Source organism: Psychrobium sp. MM17-31 (genome assembly GCF_022347785.1).
Lineage (GTDB): Bacteria > Pseudomonadota > Gammaproteobacteria > Enterobacterales > Psychrobiaceae > Psychrobium.
In genome coordinates, this window is sequence record NZ_JAKRGA010000003.1 from 145,894 (window position 1) to 169,148 (window position 23,255).

Consider the following 23,255-nt stretch of genomic DNA (forward strand, 5'->3'; position numbering starts at 1 on the left):
ACTCAATTCCTTGCTATTGCGGTGGCTTATCTTTGCCCGATTTTACATCGTCATCAAACAGGATGTTGGAGCCTTGACGATCCAAATCTTCAAATTGGTCTGTTTTTACTGCCCAAATAAACAGATAACAGGCAAGAATAACCACGCCAATAGCAACGGGAATAAGGAGCAGAATAATGTTCATTATTTTACCTTTAATAATCGCAGTGAATTCACCACGACGATAATAGAGCTTAGGGACATTCCAATCGCTGCCGCCCAAGGTGGAAGCCAACCGGCAACCGCAAAAGGAACAGCGGTTAGATTGTAACCCAGTGCCCAAACGAAGTTTTGTTTTATAACGCGCTTGGTACGTTTAGCGAGTTCAATCGCTTTGCTAATCGCTGCTAAATCATTGTGCAAGATTACAATATCAGCCGAAGATTTGGCAATATCGGCGCCAGTTCCCATCGCAAATGACAGATGAGCCTGACTAAGTACTGGTGCGTCGTTAACGCCATCGCCAAACATTGCCACGATAGTATTGTTTTGCTGAGTATTCTTAAGGTAATTAAGCTTGTCTTGCGGCGATTGCCCTTGGCGTAGATGCTTAATTCCAAGTTGCTGCGCGACAAACTTCGCATTATCTGAGCTATCTCCTGTGAGCATAGTTGTTTCTATGCCTTGGGCGTGAAGTGCAGTCACCAATTGTTTACTTTCAACACGGATACTGTCACTTAACTCAATTTTGGCAACGCATTGTGTGTTAATGCTAACAAAAATGACGACGCTGTGGCTTGGACTCACGTGCTCAGCAAAAATTTGAGGTAAGGCTTTTTCTTGGCAAACGAAATTCTGACTACCAATCCTAACAACAGATTCATTGACATTGGCACTCAAGCCACCACCTTGTACTGTTTGCAAGTCTTTTACAGTATTAGTACTGCTATCATATTGACTAAATGCTTGCGCGATAGGGTGGTTAGACTGGAGCTCGATTGCGCTAACAAGCTCAAGGATTGCTTCTTGCGAAAATGATGTATCCGCCAAAATCACTTTATCAACGGAAAACTCACCAGTGGTTAGCGTCCCTGTTTTGTCAAAACAGATATGGTTGATTTGGGTTAGCGTGTCTAAGGTCTTACCTTGTTTAGCCAATAACCCGAACTGCTGTAGTTTGGTGGTTGCAGCGGTATAGGCTGAAGGCGTTGCCAAACTAAGTGCACAAGGGCAGGTAGCAACTAAGACGGCGAGTGAATACCAAAGCGCATGACTTGGTTCAATAAAATACCAGCCAATGTAAGTCGCAGCAGCAAGCAGCAGAATACCAATAACGACGTAGCTTGAAAGCGTATCAGCAATAGTCGCTAGCTTAGGTTTATCATTCGACGCTTTTTCTTGTAGGTCAATTATCTTGGTGATTAATTGGCCGCCACGTTCTTCCTTAACAATCACTTCAAGCGTCTGATCGTTATTGATGGTACTGGCAAATACCCAATCACCAACGTTCTTTGCGACTGGCAGTTGTTCACCCGTTAATACCGCTTCATTACAGTGACTTTTACCTGTCGCGATGACGCCATCACATGGAATCACTTCGCCGGGCTTAACCAACACTCGTTGACCTTTCTTAAGAGTTTTTGCTGGCACGCTAGAAATGTCATCGCCCTCCATCAAACTTGCAGTAGACGGAATGAGTTTGAGTAAGTTAGAGCTCGATTGCGCTGCTTTTCGTTTCGCTGATTGCTCTAGATGGCGACCAAGCAACAAAAAGAACGCAAACATACAAATTGACTCGAAGTAAACTTCACCTTGATCGGTTAGAGTTGCATAAGCACTGGCGAAAAATGACAACAAAATAGCAATGGAGACAGGAACGTCCATGTTAAGCCGTTTTGCTAAAAGGGCGCTAAAAGCATTCTTGTAGAAAGGCAAACTTGCATAAAAGACAACGGGGAGAGCAAAGAGCAAACTCACATAGCGAAAATAGTCGCTAAAGCCCTCAGTTAATGTGCTACTTTCACCTGGCATATCGACATAGGTCGCCATAGCAAACATCATTATTTGCATCGTGGCTAGGCCGGAAATGGTAACCCGGCGCAGATAGGCTTTAGCGCTGGCAACTTCATTTTCTTCAGCGACGTCTGCTTTAAACGGGTAGGCCTTATAGCCAATTTCAGCAAGGGCCAACAAGATATCCGATAGCTTAAGGATTTTGTGTTGCCACTTGATACTTAAGCGAGCACTCGACGTATTTACGCTCGATTGGATAATGCCGTCAATAGTCGCCAGTTTACGTTCGATTAACCATGCACAAGCTGCACAGGTAACATTTTCGACGGTAAGAATGACTTCTTTTACATCTCCACTTTCAACGGTAAATTCTTGCTCGATTTCAGTCAGATCATAGGATTGGAGTGTCCGCAGTTCTTCCGGCACCAGCTCTGCGCCTTTAACACCTTTTTCAGTACGATGGCGGTAGTAACCCGTTAATCCATTATCGACAATGGTTTGAGCTACGGCAGCACAACCGATACAGCACATTGGCTGTGGTTTATTGTCGATGGTTACGGACTGCTCAAAGTCTGTGGGGATCTCCTCCCCACAGTGGAAACAATCGTGATGATGTGTCATTACATTCTATTTGCGAATGAATCTAACATAGTGTCGATATCTGTTGGGAACTTATCGACGGTTTGAATGCGCCAGCTGGCGTCGAATGATTCTAATTGGATAGTCCACTTGCCTTCAAGTGGCTTGTTAAGCGTTTGCTCAAACTCGCCGGCAGCGTTTGCAGTTAATAGAAGCTCGAAGTCTTTCGCTTTTTGGGTACGGTGGATAAAACGCAGTTTGAGGGCTGCATTTTGTGGCTCGCCAAACGTTTGAGTAAGTTTGATGTTTTCACCTTCAACGTTTAGACGGAACTTAAGCGCTAATCGATATGCTTTATCGAGGCGAGAAAGGTCGACATTAATCGCTTTACCTTTTTTATAGTAGTCTTCGGCGACGAGATCTGGTTTGTTTTCGATCGCTATCATTAACATGATGACACAGGCGACAACAACGATAAGAGGAAGGATGATTAACGCCCAAGGCCAGCCTTGTTTGTACCATGGTTCTACTTTGTTCACAAAAAACTCCAGTGGATAAATGTATTGGCGTTAACTCAAAAAGATTTTGCTAACGGTAACACACTCGATGTGGATTTTTATCTTAAAAAAAGGGGCTTCGCAACACGAAGCCCCTCATTAGATTGTTACAATCTATTTTTTGTTAGACAGGCTGTATACGTATGCAGATAATACGTGAACCTTGTCTTCACCAAGGATATCTCTCCAAGGTGGCATTACACCAGCACGACCTTTAGCAACTGAGTCAGTGATAGCAGCAGTAGAACCGCCGTATAACCAGATGTTATCAGTTAGGTTAGGTGCACCAAGCGCTTGGTTACCTTTACCGTCGATGCCGTGACAACCAGCACACAGACCAAACTTAAGTTTACCGGCCGCTGCGTCTTTAGTGTTTACACTACGACCACTTAGGCTACGTACATAAGTTACTACGTCTTTAACCGCTTCGTCACCGCCTAGCGCGTCTTTCCATGCAATCATACCAGTGCTGATACGACCGTCATTGATAGTCTCTTTGATCTTGTCAAAGCTACCGCCGAATAACCAATCGTTGTCAGTTAGGTTAGGGAAGCCGCGTTGACCACGTGCATCACTACCATGACATTGGGCACAGTTTTGGATGAATAGACGTTGACCAACTTTTAACGCTTCTTCGTCTTGCATTAACTCATCAACAGACATTGCTGCGTATTTCGCATAAGTTTTACCGTATACGGCGTCAGCAGTGTCTAATTCGTTAACGTATTGAACAAGTTCGTTATTGGCACGAGAGGCTGCGTTTTGCGCTTTAGAATCAGCAAGTGAATAAACTTGCTTATTCGCACTCTTCCAACCAATGATGCCTTGGTAACTACCTAATCCAAACACGATGAAGTAGCCTAAGCCCCAAATGATGCTCACTACGAACATGATTGTCCACCAACGTGGAAGCGGGTTGTTCATTTCAACAATGCCGTCAAACTTGTGCGACATTTCCTTGCCTTCTTCACCCATAGTGTCAACGATAACCATGCGTAATAAATATGCACAGCCAAAGATAACAATAAGTGATCCGGCTATAATCCAAGCACTCCAGAAGTTACTCATGTGTACTCTTCTCCTGATCTTTATCTTTCTGTTTTGGTTGCTCATCAGCAAATACTAGGTTTGCTGCTTCATCAAAGCTTTTCTTGCGTCGTGAGCTGTAAGCCCAAGCGTAAATGCCGATAAACAAAATCAGCATTCCCACTGTTACGATGCCACGAAATGTACCGTAATCCATGGGAACTCCTTATTTTAGGTTCGTGCCAAGTGACTGCAGGTAAGCGATTAACGCTTCCATCTCAGTTTTGCCTTTAACAGCATCTTTAGCGCCTGCAATGTCAGCGTCGGTGTAAGGAACGTCAAAGGTGTTCTTGAAGATGCTAAGTTTCTGAGCAGTCAATTCACCGTCTAACGTGTTTTCAGCCAACCAAGGGAAACCTGGCATGTTTGACTCAGGCACAACCGCACGAGGATCGATTAGATGTGCTTCGTGCCATGCATCGCTGTAACGACCACCAACACGTGCCAAATCAGGACCAGTTCGCTTAGAACCCCATAGGAATGGGTGATTCCATACAGATTCACCAGCTAATGAGTAGTGACCGTAACGCTCTGTTTCATGACGGAACGGACGAATCATTTGCGAGTGACATTGAACACAACCTTCGCGAATGTAAATATCACGACCTTCGAACTGCAGTGCCGTTAAAGGCTTCATGCCATCGATAGGGCGGTTGGTTTCTTCTAAGAATAAGTTTGGCGTAATTTCTACCAATGTACCAAAGCTGATCGCAAGGATAGTAAAGATACCAAGTAAGCCAGCGTTCTTTTCAACGCGTTCATGATTTAATTTTTTAAACATCATTCGCTCCTTACGCTTCTTCTTCGATTAGTGAGCCTTTCGGCGCAGCAATTGTTTTAATAACGTTGTAAAGCATGATGAACATACCGAACAAGAAGAATGCACCACCGATAGTACGCATTAAGTAGAATGGCATTGATGCTTCAACACTTTCTACGAAGCTGTAAGTTAGAGTACCGTCAGCGTTTACAGCAGACCACATTAGACCTTGCATAACACCAGAGATCCACATAGCTACGATGTATAGTACTGTACCGATAGTTGCTAACCAGAAGTGAGTGTTAATCAGTGACTTGCTGTACATACGAGTGTTGCCGTATAGACGTGGGATCATGTGGTATAGCGCACCAACAGAAACCATTGCAACCCAACCTAATGCACCAGAGTGTACGTGACCAACAGTCCAGTCAGTGTAGTGAGATAATGCGTTTACAGTCTTAATAGACATCATTGGGCCTTCGAAGGTAGACATACCGTAGAAAGATAATGAAACGATTAAGAAACGCAGAATAGGGTCAGTACGTAATTTGTGCCATGCACCTGATAGCGTCATGATACCGTTGATCATACCACCCCAAGAAGGAGCGAATAAGATAACAGACATAACCATACCTACAGTTTGCGTCCAATCAGGAAGCGCTGTGTAGTGAAGGTGATGTGAACCAGCCCAAATGTATAGTGCAACTAACGCCCAGAAGTGAACGATAGATAGACGGTAAGAGTAAACCGGGCGTTCAGCTTGCTTAGGAACGAAGTAGTACATCATACCTAAGAAACCAGCAGTTAATAGGAAACCTACCGCGTTATGACCGTACCACCATTGCACCATTGCATCGGTAGCACCAGCGTATGCTGAGTAAGATTTTAACCATGATACAGGTACTGCTGCACTGTTTACGATATGTAAGATAGCTACAACTAAGATGAAACCACCGTAGAACCAGTTCGCAACATAGATGTGCGACGTTTTACGTTTCATTAAGGTGCCAAAGAAGTTGATGGCATACGCAACCCATACTACCGCGATAGCGATATCGATTGGCCATTCTAATTCAGCGTATTCTTTAGACGAGGTGTAACCTAGTGGTAAAGTGATAACTGCTGATGCGATGATTGCCATCCAACCGTAGAAGGTGAATGCGGCAAGCTTGTCGCTGAATAACCTGACTTGACAGGTGCGTTGAACAACGTAGTAAGACGTTGCGAAAAGGGCGCTTGTACCAAAACCGAAAATTACGGCGTTAGTGTGAAGCGGTCGTAACCGACTAAAGGTTAACCAAGGAGTATCGAAATTTAAACTTGGCCAGTAGAGCTGTGCTGCGATAAATACACCAACTGCCATACCCACAATCCCCAAAATTACAGTGGCAATCGCGAATTGGCGGACAACAGTGTAGTTATAATCAGCGTGTGATGGACTAGTGTGACTCATCTTATTGCTTCCAGTGCTTACATTTGCTTGTGAATGCCGAACCCGAAGGTAACGGCTGAAAACCTTAATTATTTTTATAAAAATTACTAAGGACCCGTGCTGCATTAGCTATGGTTTCATTACGGTTCCACCATGACCAATTTGCAGCGTTATCATACGTTAAAACGGCGGTATTGTAGCTTGATTTAGATCAAAGATGAAATTTGCAGAAGGAGAATTCAGAAATATTTTGACAAATATTAACTAAGTGACGCTTTTATACGCAGAAAGTTGCAAAAATATCGCTATAATCCGTGCATCAAAAATCAATTTGTAAGCAAATGAAACGAATTTTACTAGCCAGTTTACTTGCCTTAGCAGGCTGTAACGACACGCAAGAATCGCAGAAAGAAGTTACTCAATACCAGACTTTTAATGCAGCGGAAATCACGCTCTCTGTTCCCGTTAAGATGCGGGCTGAAGAGCTATTTGAAATGCAAGCATCATTCAACGGTACCGTGTCAAATCTGCAAGGAAAATTGGAAGGCATCTCGATGGATATGGGAATAGTTCCGGTTTTTTTTCAACCCAATAACGACAAAGACAATAACTATACGACTAAAGTTTTACTAGGTGCCTGTGCATTACCTGTGATGGAGTGGCGCTTGACCTTGACGTGGCAACAAGGCGGAAAAGCCAAGTTTTATCAGCAAAGCATTAACGTAATTCGCTAATCGAAAGTTACTGTGCTTGCGGGCGGTGCTCGGCTTTATTACGTAGATATTCAATTGCCGCCTTTACTGCTTGATCAACTTGATAATTCATTTTGAGACGATCATCCGAGCTAAGATAGAAAGACATATCAATTTCATGTCTGATATAACGGGCGGGTAATTGTGTCAGCGCTAAACAGCATACGTCTGCCATAAACTCTTTATCAAATTCACCATATTCGGGATGGGAAACGAGGTGTTCAATCATTAACTTTTCATAGTAATTATGAATATCGAGATCTAAATGCATCGGACACCTCTTTTAACCTAAGACTATATTATTAGCTTAGCAGACTTTTTAAACTTTACTTTATTCTTCACCCCAGCCTTCAGACTCTTCAAAATCGTAAAGTCCGGTACTTAACGCAGCTTGCTCTACGAGTGCAGCGTATTCAGGTACAAGATCAACAATCATTTGATACATAATAGGGGAAAAAAGATTAATGTTGCTATTATCCTGGCTATCCACCACTTCTTGTGCCATCTGGCGATCGGCGAAGAAGGTTAATGCCATAATGGCTAATGTGAACGACTCAAGAATTTCAGACTCTTCAGTCATGTTATCGAGTAATTTATTTGAATAGAAGTTTGCACCACAAGCAAAGCCATAACACCACTCGTGTAACGGATGACCACTGAGAAAGTTGGCTTCGACCATTTCCTCAGAAAACTCAGTGACTTTTGGCAGTGCATAACCCTCGTCGAACACCAAATCACTGGTGTGATTATAAAGCTGTGCCAGAATCATGGTGATTTCATCTGGGATTTTATCGGCCTCGTCGTTAAAAATTACTGGCAGCCATTGTGACACTTCTATCGGATCAGGACTGGCGATTACAGCAAATAGATATCCTTTAACTGCGTTAAGGCACAGGGTTTGGCTAGGCGCTTCATCGTTTAGCCAATGAGAAAGTTGTTGCTCTTGTTCGTTCGTTAATTGATGCACGAAATTTCCTTATGAAAATTGCTCTAATAAATCACGTGAATAGCGGTTCACATCGGTTTGAAAGTTTGCTTGATTGACTTTCTCAAAGAATTTTCCTTCCTTGACGTTCAACTCACTCAAAGTGATGTTGTTATCATCGAGTTCCCAAACCTGACGCGTTGCTTGGTAATAAAAGGCCATGATATCAAACGCATCAGGGTTGTTATTCGCCACTGATTTTTCGATGGCTTTTAATTTCCGATTAATATGTGACAATTCAAACTTAAGTTTTGACACGTATACAATCTCACTAAAATAAGGCTTGTCCTTTAATCGACTTGCTGCGATGGCCATTAATACAATAGTTACAACCACACCGGTTAAGTTGAAATTGAAATTACTGCCTTGTGGGTTTCCAAACAGCGCTATTAGCGTTGTCGAAATAGCTAGTGCTCCGACCATCAAACAACCAATGGCTGCAAAAGTGGTGTGCTTAAAATGTTTGCGATAAGTCGCTTTATCGATGTCGCGTAATTGCAAAAGGAGCCCTTAATTTTCAATACAGATCAAATTATTGCGGCGGATTTTACCAGAACATACAACAATTACAGTCAAAACAACAAAATTATCTGTATAATCGCGCGAATTTTTTCAAAAGAGCGTCAGAGCATGTCCAATAGTCAATTAACACAAGAGCAACTTGAAATCATTAACCAACAGCTTGGTAGAATGCCACGTGGTGTCATCAAAATTGCCCATGAAACTGAAAAAGGAATACCAACGGTACTGCAAACTAGGAGCTTAGTGGCGGATAAGCCTTTCCCAACAATGTATTGGCTGTGTTCTAAAGATTTACACAAGGCAATCAATAAAATTGAAACCAGTGGTTGGACAAAATCGATAGAGCAGCGCTTAGAAGAAGACGAAGACTTGCGTGATGTTTTTTACAAGAACCATCAGCAATATGTTAAAGCGCGTTGGGAGGCGATGCTTCCAGAAGATAATGCTCGGCTAGAAGACCTTGGGTATATAAAGCTTTTTGAACAATACGGCATCGGCGGTATCACTAATTGGACTAAAGTGAGATGTCTTCACATGCAATATGCTCATCACCTTTGTGGCGAAAATATTATAGGCCAACTGATGGACCAAGAATTCGAACTCAATAAGCTCGTGATTAACATCTAATCTATCGTTTGGATTGATATGAGGGTAAGGACAGCCCCCAAATGATTGCGGCACTGCGCAGGCCAAATGCCGCAAGAAAACCACCTAACATTGCGACACTTTCTAATACGCCAGCCCAATGTAACAACCAATATACTGAACCACCAGCAACGGCTGTGGTTACGTAAAGTTCTCTGTTACTTAACACTAAATCATAACCGCACAACACATCACGAATAATGCCACCGAAAGAGGCAGTAACAACACCCATACAAACGCAAATTAACGGCGGTGCGCCAACCGATGCCGCGATTTGAGTGCCTGTCACACAAAACAGGGCGAGCCCTAAGGCATCCATCCAAATTAGCGCTTTGGTTCGTGATTCTAGTTTTGGCGCGATGAAATAAGTCATTAGCGACATCAACATACACAATCCAACGTATGTCGCATCCATAATCCAGTAAACAGGCAGGTTCCCCAAAAGGACGTCGCGAATAGTACCGCCACCGAGGCCTGTTGCGGTGCCAATTAACATAAAACCAAGGATATCCATTTCTTTACGTGCAGCGTCTAAGGCACCGGATACTGCAAAAACAGCGATACCGAAAAGCCCTAGTAGGGTCACCATAAAGTTAAGATCTAAAAATTGGTTCATCTTTGTATGTAAGTTCAGGAAAATGAAGGGGATTGAAAAATAATAAACCCAAAATCGATTGAAGAATAGTCAAGAGTTAGAATTTTTAGAAATAGCCTCACAAACCGTAGGAATATCACATTAATGTAACAAAATTACACATACCAATGCTTTTAGGTGACATTTTATGACGCAAAGCACATTAACTACGGCGAAATTAGTTTAGAGAATTTCAGGATTGGTATTATTTTTACATAGTAATTAAGTTATACTCCGCGCCAACTTCACAATCCTCTGCATTAAGGTACAAAAGATGACAGAACAAACGGCGTTATGCGACATTGGTTTTATCGGTTTAGGTGTTATGGGTAAAAACATCGCACTGAACCTTGCGGATAATGGTTATAAAATTGCAGGCTTCGACCTTGACCACAATAAGGTTGAAGAGACATTAAGTGCCGATGCAGCAGAAAACACAACTACTGAACCTCGCATAATCCCATGTCACTCGTTCACTGAATTGCTCGGTAAACTAAAAGCACCGCATCTTATTATTTTGTCAATCCCTGCAGGCGCGCCAGTCGATGACGTGTGTGGCAAGTTAATAGACGCGGGGATTAAGGCTGATGATATTATCGTCGACACTGGCAATAGCCTTTGGACCGATACTATCGAGCGTGAAAAGCGCTATCGCGGTAAATTTAACTTCTTTACCACGGCGGTATCTGGCGGTGAAGTGGGGGCACGTTTTGGCCCGAGTTTAATGCCAAGCGGCGACCCATACGCGTGGGCGCGCATTGAGCCAGTATGGCATGCTATTGCCGCCAAAGTTGACCCAGAAACAGGTCGTGCACTTGAGCGAACTCACCATACGCAGCCATTACCTCAAGGTGAGCCTTGTGCTACTTATATTGGTCCAGCGGGCAGTGGCCATTACGTAAAAATGGTTCATAACGGCATTGAATATGCTGATATGCAAATGATTTGCGAGGCATACCACATTATGCGTGAATCATTATCTATGTCGCCTATGGAAATCGCCGATATTTTCGAGCAATGGAACAACGGTATTCTAAATAGTTACTTGATGGAAATTAGTAGCGATGTGCTGCGTGAATTCGATCCAGAAACGAAAAAGCCATTGGTGGATGTAATTTTAGATAAAGCAGGTCAAAAGGGCACAGGCTTGTGGACTGCGGTTGGTGCACTGCAGGTAGGCGCGCCAGCGACAACCATTGCACAATCCGTATTCGCTCGTTCACTATCGACATTAAAACACGCCCGTATTCGCGCAGCGAAATTGCTAACTGGCCCAACAATCGCACAAGTAGACGTGCAAGAGCGCAAAGATTGTATCGAGCAGATCCACGATGCACTTTATTGCTCAAAAATTGTTGCTTACGCACAAGGTTTCCAATTAATTAAACTAGCGGCTCGTGAACAAAACTGGCCAATTGATTTTGGCGGCATTGCGAAAATATGGCGCGCAGGTTGTATCATTAGAGCGGCATTCCTACAAAAAATTACCGATGCTTATAATCGTGATTCAGATTTAGGCAACTTATTGTTAGATGAGTACTTTGCGGGGGAAATTGCTAAATATCAGCACAACTGGCGTCATGCAATTGCCAAAGCGACCTTGGATGGGATTCCTTGTGGTGCATTTAGCTCCGCGCTTGCGTATTATGATTCTTACCGTATGGATACGCTACCAGCAAACTTGCTCCAAGCCCAACGTGATTTCTTTGGCGCTCATACTTTTGAGCGTGTTGATAAGGCACCAGGTAAGAAATATCACGTGACTTGGTCTGCGGATAAACGCCAAATGGTTGAAATTGATTAATTACTTTATTTCATGCAGATTAAAAAAGGGCTCAAATGAGCCCTTTTTTCGTAAATTATTTAAATAATGTCGTTTAATAGTACTGTAATGGCGATACCTTACCCCAAAACACGCGATAAGAGTATGCCGTATACGCCAAGATCGTCGGTATAACAATCATGGCCCCCCACAGTAAAAAGTTTAGTGCTTGTGGCGCAGCCACCGATTCCCAAATTGTAAGTTTGCCCGGGACAATTTCTGGATAAAAGCTCAAACAAAAACCTGTAAAGCATAAAACGTATATCGCTACCGTCCACAGGAATGGAGCCCAACAGCGCTCATCGTTGGTAGTGTCTTGCCATTTACGCTCTCGTATCTTACTAATTTCTACATAGGCAATGGCGAAACATGCAACGCATAAAACTGGCAACAGCCAATAGGCTGGGGTATTAAACCAACGCTTTGCCACATCACTATTGACCATAGGATTAACTATCGACACCAGCAGTACACCAATAGCCGCAACGATGAGCGCAATCTTGAACCAGCGAATGGCTCTAACTTGCAAATCTCCCTCACATTTCATGATTAACCAGGCAGTACCAATCAATGAATAGGCCATGGCAACGCCAATTCCGCTTAGCAAGCTAAATAAAATCGCTGTACTATTCTGCTCAAAACCAACAACATACTGGCCAAGCATGTAGCCTTGCGCAATTGAAGCGACTAGTGATGCGTATTTAAAGGCGCGATCCCAAATCGGTTTATGGGTAAATAGGGCTTTGGCTCTGAAATCAAACGCAATTCCACGAATGATTAACGCAATTAACATCACCAATGTTGGTAAATAAAGGGCTTTAAACACCATGGAATGAGCGAGTGGGAAGGCAATAAACAGAAGGCCCATTGCCATTACTAGCCAAGTTTCATTGGCATCCCAAAACGGGCCGATCGAGGCGATCATTTCGTCTGCTTGCTTGTCGTTTTCTAGTGGCAACAACATACCAACGCCCAAATCATAACCATCGAGAATAGCGTATAGCAAAATAGTTAGCGCCATTAAGCCGCCAAAGATCAGTGCGAGTGCTTCTTGACCAAACATATTTAAGCCTCCTTCATTGGTTGGGTGTGAGAGTAGTACTCATTATCAGAAATTTCTTCTACTTCAACGGCACGTCGGCTCATGACGAGTAACGTATGTAAATACGCCCACATCACCACAACATAAGTAATTAAGTATGCAACGAGTGAGAACATCACATTCGATGGCGCAATGTCAGTTGCAGCTTCTTTGACCGTTAGTACGCCAGTGACTAGCCATGGTTGGCGTCCAATTTCAGTGACATACCAGCCAGCTAACGTAGCGATCCATCCCGAAAATGTCATCAAGACGAGAATCTTAAGCATCCAATTCGGTAATTCGTTCCTTCTTGCCAAGGTAATACGGGCTATCCAAGAGACGGCCAACATGAAGAATCCCAGACCGACCATAATGCGAAAAGCATAAAAAACGGGGGCTACTGGTGGGTGATTACCTTCAAACTCATTAAGTCCTTTAAGCTCACCATCAAATTCGTGGGTTAAGATCAAACTAGCAAGTTTAGGAATCGCGATTTCAAAACCATTTTCACGATTTTCTTCATCGATGGTTGCAAATAGTAATAAAGGTACGCCAGATTCTGTTTCCCAAAGTCCTTCCATGGCAGCAACTTTCTGAGGCTGATGCTTAAGCGTGTTCAAACCATGTAAATCGCCAACGTAGACTTGTAAAGTTGTTAAGATCATCGCCGCGGTTAAACTAATTTTCAGCGTTTTGGTTGGTGCTTTTTTGTTGTCACCTTTAAGCAAACGATACGCTGTAATACCAGCGACTAAAAATGACGCTGTTAATCCAGAAGCGATAAGCATATGCGCTAAACGATAAGGGAAAGATGGGTTAAATATAATTGCCCACCAGTCCGTCGGGTAAGCTACACCGTCGATCATCTCAAAGCCCTGAGGCGTTTGCATCCACGAGTTTAACGCGAGGATCCAAAATGCTGATAAGCTAGTGCCAACGGCAACCACTATCGTTGAGATGGTATGAACAACAGGCGGCACTCGCTTAATACCAAAGAGCATGATACCTAGAAAAGACGCCTCTAAGAAAAATGCGGTGAGTACTTCATAGCCGAGCAAAGGCCCTGCGATATTGCCGACTTTTTCCATGAACTGAGGCCAGTTCGTACCGAATTGAAAAGACATGGTAACGCCAGATACAACGCCAATAGCGAAGGAAAGGGCAAATATTTTGACCCAAAAGCGATACATGCGCATCCACACAGGATCTTTGGTGATATTGGCTTTTACCTTAAAGTAAACTAAAAACCAGCTTAACGCGATGGTGATTGTCGGAAATAGAATGTGAAAACTTATATTGGCGGCAAACTGAATACGCGACAGCATCAGTGTTTCTTCAATCATGACATCTCCTTAGCTGTTATTGGCAAGTAGTTTGTCTTTTATATCCAGTACCTTACTGACACCAGAACCCAATTTCATGAGGGTTGTAAGGTTTTCCGGATTCATTGTTTGCAGCTCGCCAGCCCACTGAGTGACGGTTTCTAACAGATCATGGATCTCATGGAGCTGCTTATGCGCATATTCTTCTTTTTCGTTAGTCGGTTCATCAAGTAGATTATCGCGAAGTAAAGACAGGGTAGGGTCAACCTCTCGTTTGCGGCGCTCTTCAAATACGCGAATCGCCATATCCCAGATTGAGCCAGCAGGCGAGTAATATTCTTTTCGGTCTTTCGGTTTGTGGGTAACGCTAATTAAACGCCAAGATTGTAATTCCTTGATGCCCATAGAGACATTGCCGCGAGAAATATTAAGTGTTTCCGCTAACTCTACTGCCGTTAATGGCTCCTCACAAATAATCATCAAACCGTACATTTGGCCAACTGTGCGGTTAAATCCCCAACGACTGCCCATTTCGCCACAATGCATGACAAAGGATTCTAATTTAGGTGCTATTATCATTAGACTATTACCTTCTGAAGTTTCAGTATTTTCTGAAACTATACGCCGATATTGATAAAGATCAATATTTATTCGGATAATTAACTAATCAAAGTAGTTATGCGTTAGGTCAATTGTCTTTCGAATTCGTTTGAGCTCGATTACTCAATTTTACTCATGTTCGACAACCTAATGGTCTTTAAGTATTATTCTTTAAGGCAATCTAAATAGTATTTCTTTGAGAATTTGAAATTGACCATGGAGGGATGGCAAATGAAAGCGCAACAACTTGGATATCAACAAGCGAGGGCCCAAATGCAACCGGGTGATGTGATTGCCTTTGGCGGCAACGGTGCATTCTCCAAAGTCATTAAACTAGCGACATTTTCGCAAGTATCTCATGTCGGAATTATTCTAAAAACGCAGTTACCTGATGCAAGTGACGGACAGTTTTTTAATCAGATTATCGAATCAACAGGGAAAAAAGGGGTAGCAATTTCGCGTTTTAGTCAGGTTTTGGAAGACTACGATGGCGATGTGTGGTGGTTACCATTATCCGAGCAGCTTCGTCAGCACCGATTTAATGCCCAAGCCTTTTTTGACTTTCTCTATCATCAATCTCAACAAGCGATTTCTTATGATCTAGGGCAGGCGTTGATGTCTGCAGTCGACGCGTTCGAAAAACTCTTTGATACAAATTCGATAATCGGTGGGAATGATGAAGATTTCAGTAAATTTTTCTGCTCTGAATTAGTCGCCGCAGCGTTAGAGCGCTCACAAGCGGTCGATTCCGTTAACGCGTCAGAAGTGACGCCAATTGACTTATGCCGTTGGAATATTTATCAAAACCAATACTATTTACTCAAAGGCGATAGCGAGAAAACAATCTCTCGCTTTAACTCAACAGCGCCTCAAGTGTGGAATAAAGAAGTCGTTGCAACAACGGAAGTCATTTAAACATATAAAAGCCAAGCTGTTGCTTGGCTTTTTCTTTAACTAGTCGATTTAACGCCCGCCGTACTAAAAGTAATACATCAGCAAAATCCCGCCTAACAGCAGCGCTACCCACATCACCATAGTTTCGGTGGGCCACAGCTTGGCGAAATAGCCACGTGGTCGTTCTTTTTTCCCATCGTACGACTGATTGATAAGACCTTTAACGCCCGCAATTACAGCGTTTTCTACTAGTTCAACACTGTTACGCAATGCGCTAAATATCGGCTTAACGAATGCAGGTGCGAGTTTTCGATAGAGCCAGTCTGTGTCGAGATTGGTCGAAGGCAGCTCTGGCGGATACATGTTTTTCAGATTAAGCCATACAAACGCCATTGCAGAGAAGAACAATAGTTGAAGCTGGGTTAACACATGTGTCACATCATAAGGTTGATAGTGCTCGTTCCATGGCAATAACGCGTAGACTGTATATGCTGGGAAACTACCGATAACAACACATAAGATTGCTGCTAGTGCCATCGCAACAAGCATATTCTTTGGTGGCTCAGTGGTCCTGATGCCCGAGTCGTGAGCGAAAAAGGCAAAATAAGGAATTTTAATGCCCGCGTGATGGAATACACCAGCCGCAGCGAACAATAGCAGCAACCAAACAACTTCGTAATTCTCTGCTATAGCGGCACTCATGATCATCGATTTTGACACGAACCCACTAAACAGCGGGAAGGCGGAAATTGATGCTGCCCCGACAACACATAATATTGTGGTTTTGGGCATACTCTTATAAAGGCCGCCGAGCTCAGAGCCATTTATTCGACCTGTCATGTGTAGTACTGCGCCCATGCTCATCATTAACAGCCCTTTAAAAATGACGTCATTAAATGCATGAGCAACAGCGCCGTTTAACGCCAGTGACGTTCCTATACCAACGCCAACAACCATAAAACCAATTTGGTTAATCATCGAATAGGCTAGGACTCGGCGTAGATCATTTTCTATTACCGCATAGAAAATAGGGAAACATGCCATAGTAACGCCTATCCATACCAGCAATTCAGTGCCTGCGAAACCACGTGCTAGGGCATACACGGCTACCTTGGTGGTAAATGACGCCAAAAAGACAGTACCGGTCGGTGTTGCCTCAGGGTAGGCGTCGGTAAGCCACGTATGGGCAAAGGGAAACGCACATTTGATACCAAATGCAATAAAGATTAACCATGCACCTATGTTGAGCATTCCCTCATGCTCAAGACCAATATCTTCAAAGCGGGCACTGCCTGTCTGATGAATAAAAATAATAGTGCCAACGAGCAATAATACGCCAGATAATACCTTGATCATGATATAGCGCATGCCAGCGCTGTAAGCGCGATCGGTGCGTCTAGCCCAAATCAAGAACACGGAGGTGAGTGCTAACAATTCCCAAAAAATAAATAAGGTCAGCAAATCGCCCGCAAACACAGCGCCAACAGCACTAGATGCATAACTAAGACCAGCGAAGTGCTGAATGGTGTCTTTTAGATGTAATGAATAAATGACCGCAATAAAAGCAGCTAAATGAAAGAGGTAGCCGAAAATTAAGCTTAATTTATCAACCCGAACTGGCTCTAATTGGTAACCGATAAATTCAAAACTCCAGTACACCCCTGGCTCAATACCAGCTAGCGCAAGTGCACCCCAGATCGGGGTAATGAGCATAATGAAGCTGCGCAGGTAACCACGTAAAAATATTGCGGCAAGCGCGCCAATCATCAAGGGCAAGAAAGGCGGCAGCGATGGTAGCATCTGTGACAAGCTACTTATCATAGTAGTCTTCCTCTTTCATTAACACTTTGCGCATGGCTTTAGCAATTAATACCAAGACAACACAACCAATAAATCCATAAATGGCGTAAAAAGCGGGAATGTTCTCCCAATCGTGATAGATGTGGCGATGTACAACGAAATCAACCAATACTAAAACGGCGCAAAGTACGTAAAACACTCTGAGCATCATCTGAATATTGGAAGGCTTATCAAAGAAGTCTTGCTGTTCATTCTCTTTCATTTTAGAAGCCTCCATTTATGCCAGTGGAAACACCGGGAATTAGGTTGATTAGCGCAATTAATGGTTGCGGGTAAAAGAACAACACAAAGCAGCCTAGTGTCGTGAAGCCAATGGCTAATAAACTTGGGAGCGGAGCTTCTTTAATCTCGGCGGTTGACCATGCTTTTTTCTCTGTATTTTCGCCATCCTGAGGTTTCGCGAAGAATGCTTTGATTGGAATTGGTAATAAATACGCAATGTTAAGCAGCGAACTTATCATTAATACCGCGACGATAATCAGTTTGTCGCTATCGAGCGCACCAACAACCAAATACCATTTACTCCAGGTACCGGCTAGCGGTGGCAGGCCAATGATGCTGAGCGCTCCCACTGCAAATGCTGCCATGGTGAAGGGCATAACACGACCAAGACCTACCATTTCGCTGATGTTCTTCTTGTGTGAAGCCACCATAATGGCGCCTGCACAAAAGAATAGGGTAATTTTACCGATGGCGTGAGTCGCAATATGCAGCGTTGCACCAGCAGCCGCAACCGATGAAGCGAGCAGCGCACCTACTACAATATAACTGAGCTGACTAACAGTCGAATATGCCAGACGTGCCTTTAAATTGTCCTTGGTCATTGCGATGCATGATGAAAGTAGCACTGTGGCAGCGCCGATATAGAGCATGACATCTGCTGTTGGGATCTGAGTGAGTGATTCAATACCGAAAATGTAAATCACAATTTTAAGGATACTGAACACGCCCGCTTTTACGACAGCCACCGCGTGTAGTAGGGCACTCACAGGCGTTGGCGCCACCATAGCCGCGGGTAACCAACGGTGAAACGGCATAATGGCCGCTTTACCAACACCGTAACAAAACAGCACTAAGAGTAGCCCAGTCGTTGAACTAGACGGTTGCGACAATATACCGCCTTCGCTGAAGGTTAACGTACCTGCTGTGACCCAAGTAATTAAAATGGCAAACAATAGGAACGCGATCGAGGTGCCTAACAAGATACCTAAGTAAATACGCCCGCCACGTTTTGCATCTTCAGTACCTGCATGGGTTACGAGCGGAAATGTCGATAACGTTAGTAGTTCGTAAAAGATAAATAGAGTCAGTAGGTTAGCGGAGAAACAAATCGCCATCACCGTGCTGATTGCTAGCGCAAAACAGGTAAAGAATCGCGTTTGATTTATTTCACCGTGACCTCGCATATAACCAATGGCGTACACTGTTGTCACTATCCATAGCAGGCTTGCAACCAGCGCGAATAAGACACCCAGTGGCTCAACTGAAAATTCAATGGCTAAGTTAGGTAGGATGCTGATCCACTGTGTAGCCGTCTCAATAGATTGCGTAGGAAACAGCTCAAAGGTTCGCGTCGTGATGGCTAACACAATGCTAAACAATACCACACCAGTACTGATAGATGCGGCTTCGCGCAAGTTGGGCTGTTTTCCAAGCAACATCACAAGTATCGCCCCTATTAAAGGCGTCACTATAGCAGCATTGACTAATTGCCCCATATCAAAGGCTGTCCATAAATCCATTAGTTAGCCTCCGTAACGTTTGTTGTGGTCAACCACTGTGCTGCAGACTCTGCTGCGCCTACTGTCATTGACGTATCAATACCGAAATAGATATTCGCAACAACTAAAAGCCACATAGGGATCAACATAAGTAGAGGAGCCTCTTGAATGGACACATCGTTTTCAGCTTTTTGAAAATAGGCAGCTTCTAATACTCGTCCGATATAGACCACTGCTAATAAAGAGCCTGCTAATAAGAAGAATGCTATCAGCCAGTGTTGCTGCTCAAGCGCCGCAGTGACTAAATACCACTTGCTGACAAACCCCGCAGTGAGCGGCACACCAATAATACTTAATCCCGCAATGGTAAACGCTGCCATCGTCCACGGCATCTTACGACCCAAACCTTGGAAGGCTTTAATATCTACAGAACCTGTGCGTAGCGCGACGCATCCTACTGCCATAAACAACGCGCCTTTCATGAGGGCGTGATTAAAGATATGGAGCAAGCCCGCCATTAATCCAAGTGACGTCGCAAGGCTAATACCTAAAATCATATAGCCAATTTGCGCCACACTACTGTAGGCAAGTACGGTCTTCACGTTACTTTGGACGGTGGCCATGAAAGAGCATTTGAAAATAGCGACAATCGCTAACACTAATAAGATGATGCTCATGCCCATTTCTTCAAACACATAGCTCGCGCCGAATATCGTGAAGATAAAGCGGATCATTACATACACAGCAACCTTAGTTGCGGTACTTGCGAGAAACGCACTAACCACCGACGGTGCATGTGTGTAAGCCGGTGGTAACCACATGTGCAGAGGAAAGAGGGCAAGCTTGATACTAACGCCGATCAAAATAAACGCCAGTCCAGTGTTAAGCGTGCGATTGCCATCGAGTAACGCGAGGCGTTCACTCAAATCCATCATATTAAGGGTGCCGGTTTTCATGTAAAGCATGCCAACACCAATCAAAATAAAGGTTGCCCCGATGGTGCCCATAATTAAGTAGCGAAATGCAGCGGTTAAACAGCGGCGATCACGCCCTAAACTTACTAAGGTGTATGTTGCTAACGAAGAGATTTCTAAAAATACGAACAAATTAAAGGCATCGCCTGTAATTAGAATGCCTGATAGCCCGGTTAAACACAGCAAATGGGCTGTATAGAACAGACTGCATTGCTCGGCGGCTATTTCATGGGCAATACTGTCTTTGGCATAAATTAAAACGAGGGATGAAATGCCGCTCACCGCGCAAAGAACGATGGCGCTTGCGACATCGATGCGCATTTCGATCCCCCACGGCGCGGACCAGCCGCCAACCGCATAGCTAACTACGCCTTGTTCCATGGTGAGTAACAATAAGGATAGCGCGACGGCAAAACTAACGAAGTTGGTTGCACAGGCAACGAGCCAAGCAAGTGAATGTCTTGGTAGAATAAAGCACAGGGGCGCTGCAACTAAAGGCAGCACGACTGGCAGAATAGCAAGGTGTTGGTCAATCATTAGATAAGATCTTCCTTGTCTTCAAATTCATTTTCTTCAATCGTGCCATAGGCTTGTTTGATACGAATAATTAAGGCGAGGGCGACGGCAGTGGTGGCAACACCAACCACAATCGCCGTTAAAATAAGAACATGAGGTAGCGGGTTAGAGAAACTCTCAACGCCCTCAGCCACTATTGGTGCGGAGCCGCCTTTGACTTTACCGATAGTGATATACATCATAAACACAGCCGTCTGGAATATTCCCAAGCCAACGACTTTCTTGACTAAGTTATTTGCTGCAATGACAACATAAAACCCTGCCATCATTAAAAATACTACGACCCAGTAGTTGTAATAATCGGTGACAAAACTCATGAGATATTCTTCCTTTCAGCGCGATTAGCAAACGCGAAAAATATGCTTAGCATCGCTGCGAATACAGTAATACCGACGCCTAATTCAATAAGAATGATGCCGAGATGTTGACCAGCGACAGGATCGCTGCTTAAAACATTGTAATCGAGGAAGTTAGCGCCAAGTGCAAAACTTACTAGCCCAGTGCCTGCATAAATAAGGACGCCACTTGCAACAAGAATGTTAAGCGTACTTGGTGGCAATACCTTGAGTGCGACAGGTAATCCAAAGACCAATGCGTAAAGAATGATTGCTGCAGCAGCAATAACCCCAGCTTGGAACCCGCCGCCGGGTCCATAATCGCCGTGGAATTGCACATAGAGGGCAAACAAAATTGTTAGTGGAATAATGAGTTTGGCAACGACTTTTAGTACCAAGTGCGATTGAAGACCCGATGCTAGTGCAGTGCGTTCAGATTTTGGGAGTCCCAAAATGCTAAGAACGCCAATTGCCGCAGCAAATACCACGGCTGTTTCCCCTAAGGTATCGAAAGCACGGTAGCTCGCTAATACCGAGGTAACCATATTTGGCAAGCCAATCTCTTTTGGAGACTCTTCAATATAACGCGGAGCGACATGCTGATGCGCAGGGTTATTTGGATCGCCAAATGGCGGCATGTCTAACGTGCCATACAAAAGCGCACCGCCAGTGACCAACACGACGAGCAAAGGCATGAGTTTTATGGTACTAGTCGACTTTTCTTTACGCCCGGTTAGCGCTAACGTGCCCAACATAAGAACCGTTGAAATTCCTGCACCAACAGAGGCTTCTGTAAACGCCACATCGACTGCGTCTAAATTGACAAAGATTAACGCTGACAACAAGCTGTAAACGCCAAACAGCATGACAACCGCGAACAGATCTTTTAGAACAATGACGCCAAGAGCGGTAATTGCAAGCATCCCAAGCAAGACAATATCGATAAACTCATTCATGAATTGCTGTCCTTTTGGTTACTCTTAGATTCCGGCATCGTTAACAGACCACCATGACGCGCCGACTTTGCTAAAGCATGTGACGCAGTCGGTCCGGTTAGCAATAGGAAGATAGCGATAAATAGTAGTTTTACTGTGACCAAGTCAAAGTCAGTGCGCAGCATTAAGCCCGCAACAATTAAGAGAGTCACAATCGAATCCGTAACACTGGCAGCGTGAACTCGGGTAAAAAAATCCGGAAACCGAAATAAGCCAAAGGCACCTGTCAGACTGAAAAATGCGCCTAGTAATAAACAAATAGCGCTCAACACGTCTAAAATCATTTCGATTGCTCCTCAACGCCGCTATCCGCGTTGTCACAGGTGTATTCAAAAAAACGCAACACCGCGACCATGCCAATGAAGTTAATCAACGCATAAACAATTGCAATATCGAGAAAATCTGGTCGGCCAGCTAAAAAACCCATTACTGCAATAAAGAGGGCGGTTTTAGTGCCAAACATATTTACGCCGAGAATGCGGTCGTAGACAGTTTCTGCCTTTAACGCTCTGGCGAGTGCTAAAGCCATTACGGATAAAATTGCGATGGAAGTTGCCGCCAAAATCATGATGATTCTCCCTCTTTATTGACGTTAGCAACCCTTCGCGCCATCTCACCTTTATCAAGTTGTTCAACAGATTTATGTTGTAGGGCATGGACGGTAACGTTCTCTTCATCAATATCGATACACAGCGTACCAGGTGTTAAAGTAATGGAATTAGCATAAAGCACACGAGTGTTGACAGATTTATCTCTGATAGACAATGTAGCTAATGTCGGCTCGACAGTTTTTCCCTGTGTCCAAACTAGTTTTGTTACTTGAATACCGGATTTAAAAACCTGAACCAATAGCCATCCAACGTAAGCGAAAAAGCGAGGAGAAAGAGGTAGTGGCTGAGTCTGTTCGTCGTGTTTGTCCATTTTGTAAAGTAATGAAACAACAGTTACTACCGAAACCACACCTAATCCGAGCAACAAAGGTTTAAAAAATCCAGAGAGTAATAGCCAAAATGCAAAAAGTACTAATGGCCAAACAATGACATAGTGAACAATTGGATTTGTTTTTTGCGACATATTTTCCTCTCGCGGCATTGCTATTGTTGACCAGCGTACTTACTTAACTTAGGTGCA

The 23,255-nt window shown here is 43.8% G+C and carries 27 protein-coding genes; 4 read left to right on the forward strand and 23 right to left on the reverse strand.

What is annotated here, in order from left to right; all coding sequences use genetic code 11:
* Positions 1-13: 13 nt before the first annotated feature.
* From ccoS to ccoN, 7 genes are all read right to left on the reverse strand, one after another.
* Positions 14-184, reverse strand: coding sequence for a cbb3-type cytochrome oxidase assembly protein CcoS (ccoS, locus tag MHM98_RS09520; RefSeq protein ID WP_239439039.1), 171 nt, complete (start codon positions 182-184; stop codon positions 14-16).
* Positions 184-2,613 (reverse strand): heavy metal translocating P-type ATPase, encoded by a 2,430-nt coding sequence (locus tag MHM98_RS09525; RefSeq protein ID WP_239439040.1) that lies wholly within the window; start codon positions 2,611-2,613, stop codon positions 184-186. Before MHM98_RS09525 ends, ccoS begins: the two co-directional genes overlap by 1 nt.
* Positions 2,613-3,110, reverse strand: a complete 498-nt coding sequence (locus MHM98_RS09530; RefSeq protein ID WP_239439041.1) for a FixH family protein — start codon at positions 3,108-3,110, stop codon at positions 2,613-2,615. The genes MHM98_RS09525 and MHM98_RS09530 overlap by 1 nt, the downstream gene beginning before the upstream one ends.
* A gap of 132 nt (positions 3,111-3,242) precedes the next feature.
* A complete protein-coding gene (gene ccoP / locus MHM98_RS09535; protein WP_239439042.1) occupies positions 3,243-4,196 on the reverse strand; it encodes a cytochrome-c oxidase, cbb3-type subunit III in 954 nt (317 codons plus the stop codon).
* Complete coding sequence (locus MHM98_RS09540) at positions 4,189-4,371, reverse strand: cbb3-type cytochrome c oxidase subunit 3 (protein WP_239439043.1); 183 nt, start codon at positions 4,369-4,371, stop codon at positions 4,189-4,191. The genes ccoP and MHM98_RS09540 overlap by 8 nt, the downstream gene beginning before the upstream one ends.
* A gap of 9 nt (positions 4,372-4,380) precedes the next feature.
* A complete protein-coding gene (gene ccoO / locus MHM98_RS09545; RefSeq protein WP_239439044.1) occupies positions 4,381-4,995 on the reverse strand; it encodes a cytochrome-c oxidase, cbb3-type subunit II in 615 nt (204 codons plus the stop codon).
* 10 nt (positions 4,996-5,005) lie between these two features.
* Positions 5,006-6,427, reverse strand: coding sequence for a cytochrome-c oxidase, cbb3-type subunit I (ccoN, locus tag MHM98_RS09550; RefSeq protein WP_239439045.1), 1,422 nt, complete (start codon positions 6,425-6,427; stop codon positions 5,006-5,008).
* 320 nt (positions 6,428-6,747) lie between these two features.
* On the opposite strand from ccoN, the gene MHM98_RS09555 reads away from it, so the two are divergent.
* A complete protein-coding gene (locus tag MHM98_RS09555) occupies positions 6,748-7,140 on the forward strand; it encodes a hypothetical protein (RefSeq protein ID WP_239439046.1) in 393 nt (130 codons plus the stop codon).
* 7 nt (positions 7,141-7,147) lie between these two features.
* Here the strand turns inward: MHM98_RS09555 and MHM98_RS09560 are convergent, their stop codons facing one another.
* The 3 genes from MHM98_RS09560 to MHM98_RS09570 are packed head-to-tail and all read right to left on the reverse strand — an operon-like array spanning position 7,148 to position 8,644.
* On the reverse strand, positions 7,148-7,429 hold the full coding sequence (locus MHM98_RS09560) for a late competence development ComFB family protein (protein WP_239439047.1): 282 nt from the start codon (positions 7,427-7,429) through the stop codon (positions 7,148-7,150).
* Positions 7,430-7,489: 60 nt separating this feature from the next.
* Entirely contained in the window at positions 7,490-8,125 is a 636-nt protein-coding gene (locus MHM98_RS09565) for a UPF0149 family protein (protein ID WP_239439048.1), read from the reverse strand.
* Between the two features lie 9 nt (positions 8,126-8,134).
* Positions 8,135-8,644 carry a DUF3087 family protein gene (locus tag MHM98_RS09570; protein ID WP_239439049.1) on the reverse strand — a complete coding sequence of 170 codons (510 nt, stop codon included), beginning with the start codon at positions 8,642-8,644 and terminating at the stop codon, positions 8,135-8,137.
* Between the two features lie 129 nt (positions 8,645-8,773).
* On the opposite strand from MHM98_RS09570, the gene MHM98_RS09575 reads away from it, so the two are divergent.
* A complete protein-coding gene (locus MHM98_RS09575) occupies positions 8,774-9,292 on the forward strand; it encodes a DUF501 domain-containing protein (RefSeq protein WP_239439050.1) in 519 nt (172 codons plus the stop codon).
* Position 9,293: 1 nt separating this feature from the next.
* Here the strand turns inward: MHM98_RS09575 and MHM98_RS09580 are convergent, their stop codons facing one another.
* Positions 9,294-9,926 carry a trimeric intracellular cation channel family protein gene (locus MHM98_RS09580; RefSeq protein WP_239439051.1) on the reverse strand — a complete coding sequence of 211 codons (633 nt, stop codon included), beginning with the start codon at positions 9,924-9,926 and terminating at the stop codon, positions 9,294-9,296.
* A gap of 292 nt (positions 9,927-10,218) precedes the next feature.
* Here MHM98_RS09580 and gndA point away from each other — a divergent pair, with 292 nt between their 5' ends.
* Positions 10,219-11,748 (forward strand): NADP-dependent phosphogluconate dehydrogenase, encoded by a 1,530-nt coding sequence (gene gndA, locus MHM98_RS09585; RefSeq protein WP_239439052.1) that lies wholly within the window; start codon positions 10,219-10,221, stop codon positions 11,746-11,748.
* A 73-nt stretch (positions 11,749-11,821) separates the two neighbouring features.
* Here the strand turns inward: gndA and MHM98_RS09590 are convergent, their stop codons facing one another.
* The 3 genes from MHM98_RS09590 to MHM98_RS09600 are packed head-to-tail and all read right to left on the reverse strand — an operon-like array spanning position 11,822 to position 14,748.
* On the reverse strand, positions 11,822-12,829 hold the full coding sequence (locus MHM98_RS09590) for a cytochrome d ubiquinol oxidase subunit II (RefSeq protein ID WP_239439053.1): 1,008 nt from the start codon (positions 12,827-12,829) through the stop codon (positions 11,822-11,824).
* Between the two features lie 2 nt (positions 12,830-12,831).
* Entirely contained in the window at positions 12,832-14,187 is a 1,356-nt protein-coding gene (locus tag MHM98_RS09595; protein ID WP_239439706.1) for a cytochrome ubiquinol oxidase subunit I, read from the reverse strand.
* Positions 14,188-14,199: 12 nt separating this feature from the next.
* A complete protein-coding gene (locus tag MHM98_RS09600) occupies positions 14,200-14,748 on the reverse strand; it encodes a MarR family transcriptional regulator (protein ID WP_239439054.1) in 549 nt (182 codons plus the stop codon).
* Between the two features lie 252 nt (positions 14,749-15,000).
* Here MHM98_RS09600 and MHM98_RS09605 point away from each other — a divergent pair, with 252 nt between their 5' ends.
* Positions 15,001-15,684 (forward strand): hypothetical protein, encoded by a 684-nt coding sequence (locus tag MHM98_RS09605; RefSeq protein ID WP_239439055.1) that lies wholly within the window; start codon positions 15,001-15,003, stop codon positions 15,682-15,684.
* 63 nt (positions 15,685-15,747) lie between these two features.
* On the opposite strand, the gene MHM98_RS09610 is transcribed toward MHM98_RS09605, so the two are convergent.
* The 9 genes from MHM98_RS09610 to MHM98_RS09650 are packed head-to-tail and all read right to left on the reverse strand — an operon-like array spanning position 15,748 to position 23,198.
* A complete protein-coding gene (locus MHM98_RS09610) occupies positions 15,748-17,484 on the reverse strand; it encodes a Na(+)/H(+) antiporter subunit D (RefSeq protein WP_275441512.1) in 1,737 nt (578 codons plus the stop codon).
* Entirely contained in the window at positions 17,474-17,725 is a 252-nt protein-coding gene (locus MHM98_RS09615; RefSeq protein ID WP_239439056.1) for a hypothetical protein, read from the reverse strand. The genes MHM98_RS09610 and MHM98_RS09615 overlap by 11 nt, the downstream gene beginning before the upstream one ends.
* 1 nt (position 17,726) lies before the next feature.
* A complete protein-coding gene (locus MHM98_RS09620) occupies positions 17,727-19,265 on the reverse strand; it encodes a proton-conducting transporter membrane subunit (RefSeq protein WP_239439057.1) in 1,539 nt (512 codons plus the stop codon).
* Positions 19,265-20,755: a monovalent cation/H+ antiporter subunit D family protein gene (locus tag MHM98_RS09625; protein WP_239439058.1), complete on the reverse strand. Its 1,491-nt coding sequence runs from the start codon at positions 20,753-20,755 to the stop codon at positions 19,265-19,267. The genes MHM98_RS09620 and MHM98_RS09625 overlap by 1 nt, the downstream gene beginning before the upstream one ends.
* The gene (locus MHM98_RS09630) at positions 20,755-21,111 is read right to left on the reverse strand and encodes a cation:proton antiporter subunit C (protein ID WP_239439059.1); all 357 of its coding nucleotides are present in this window, start codon (positions 21,109-21,111) and stop codon (positions 20,755-20,757) included. The genes MHM98_RS09625 and MHM98_RS09630 overlap by 1 nt, the downstream gene beginning before the upstream one ends.
* Positions 21,108-22,085 carry a DUF4040 domain-containing protein gene (locus MHM98_RS09635; RefSeq protein ID WP_239439060.1) on the reverse strand — a complete coding sequence of 326 codons (978 nt, stop codon included), beginning with the start codon at positions 22,083-22,085 and terminating at the stop codon, positions 21,108-21,110. Before MHM98_RS09635 ends, MHM98_RS09630 begins: the two co-directional genes overlap by 4 nt.
* On the reverse strand, positions 22,082-22,408 hold the full coding sequence (gene mnhG, locus MHM98_RS09640) for a monovalent cation/H(+) antiporter subunit G (RefSeq protein ID WP_239439061.1): 327 nt from the start codon (positions 22,406-22,408) through the stop codon (positions 22,082-22,084). Before mnhG ends, MHM98_RS09635 begins: the two co-directional genes overlap by 4 nt.
* On the reverse strand, positions 22,405-22,692 hold the full coding sequence (locus tag MHM98_RS09645) for an MrpF/PhaF family protein (protein ID WP_239439062.1): 288 nt from the start codon (positions 22,690-22,692) through the stop codon (positions 22,405-22,407). Before MHM98_RS09645 ends, mnhG begins: the two co-directional genes overlap by 4 nt.
* On the reverse strand, positions 22,689-23,198 hold the full coding sequence (locus tag MHM98_RS09650; protein ID WP_239439063.1) for a Na+/H+ antiporter subunit E: 510 nt from the start codon (positions 23,196-23,198) through the stop codon (positions 22,689-22,691). Before MHM98_RS09650 ends, MHM98_RS09645 begins: the two co-directional genes overlap by 4 nt.
* Positions 23,199-23,255: the final 57 nt, after the last annotated feature.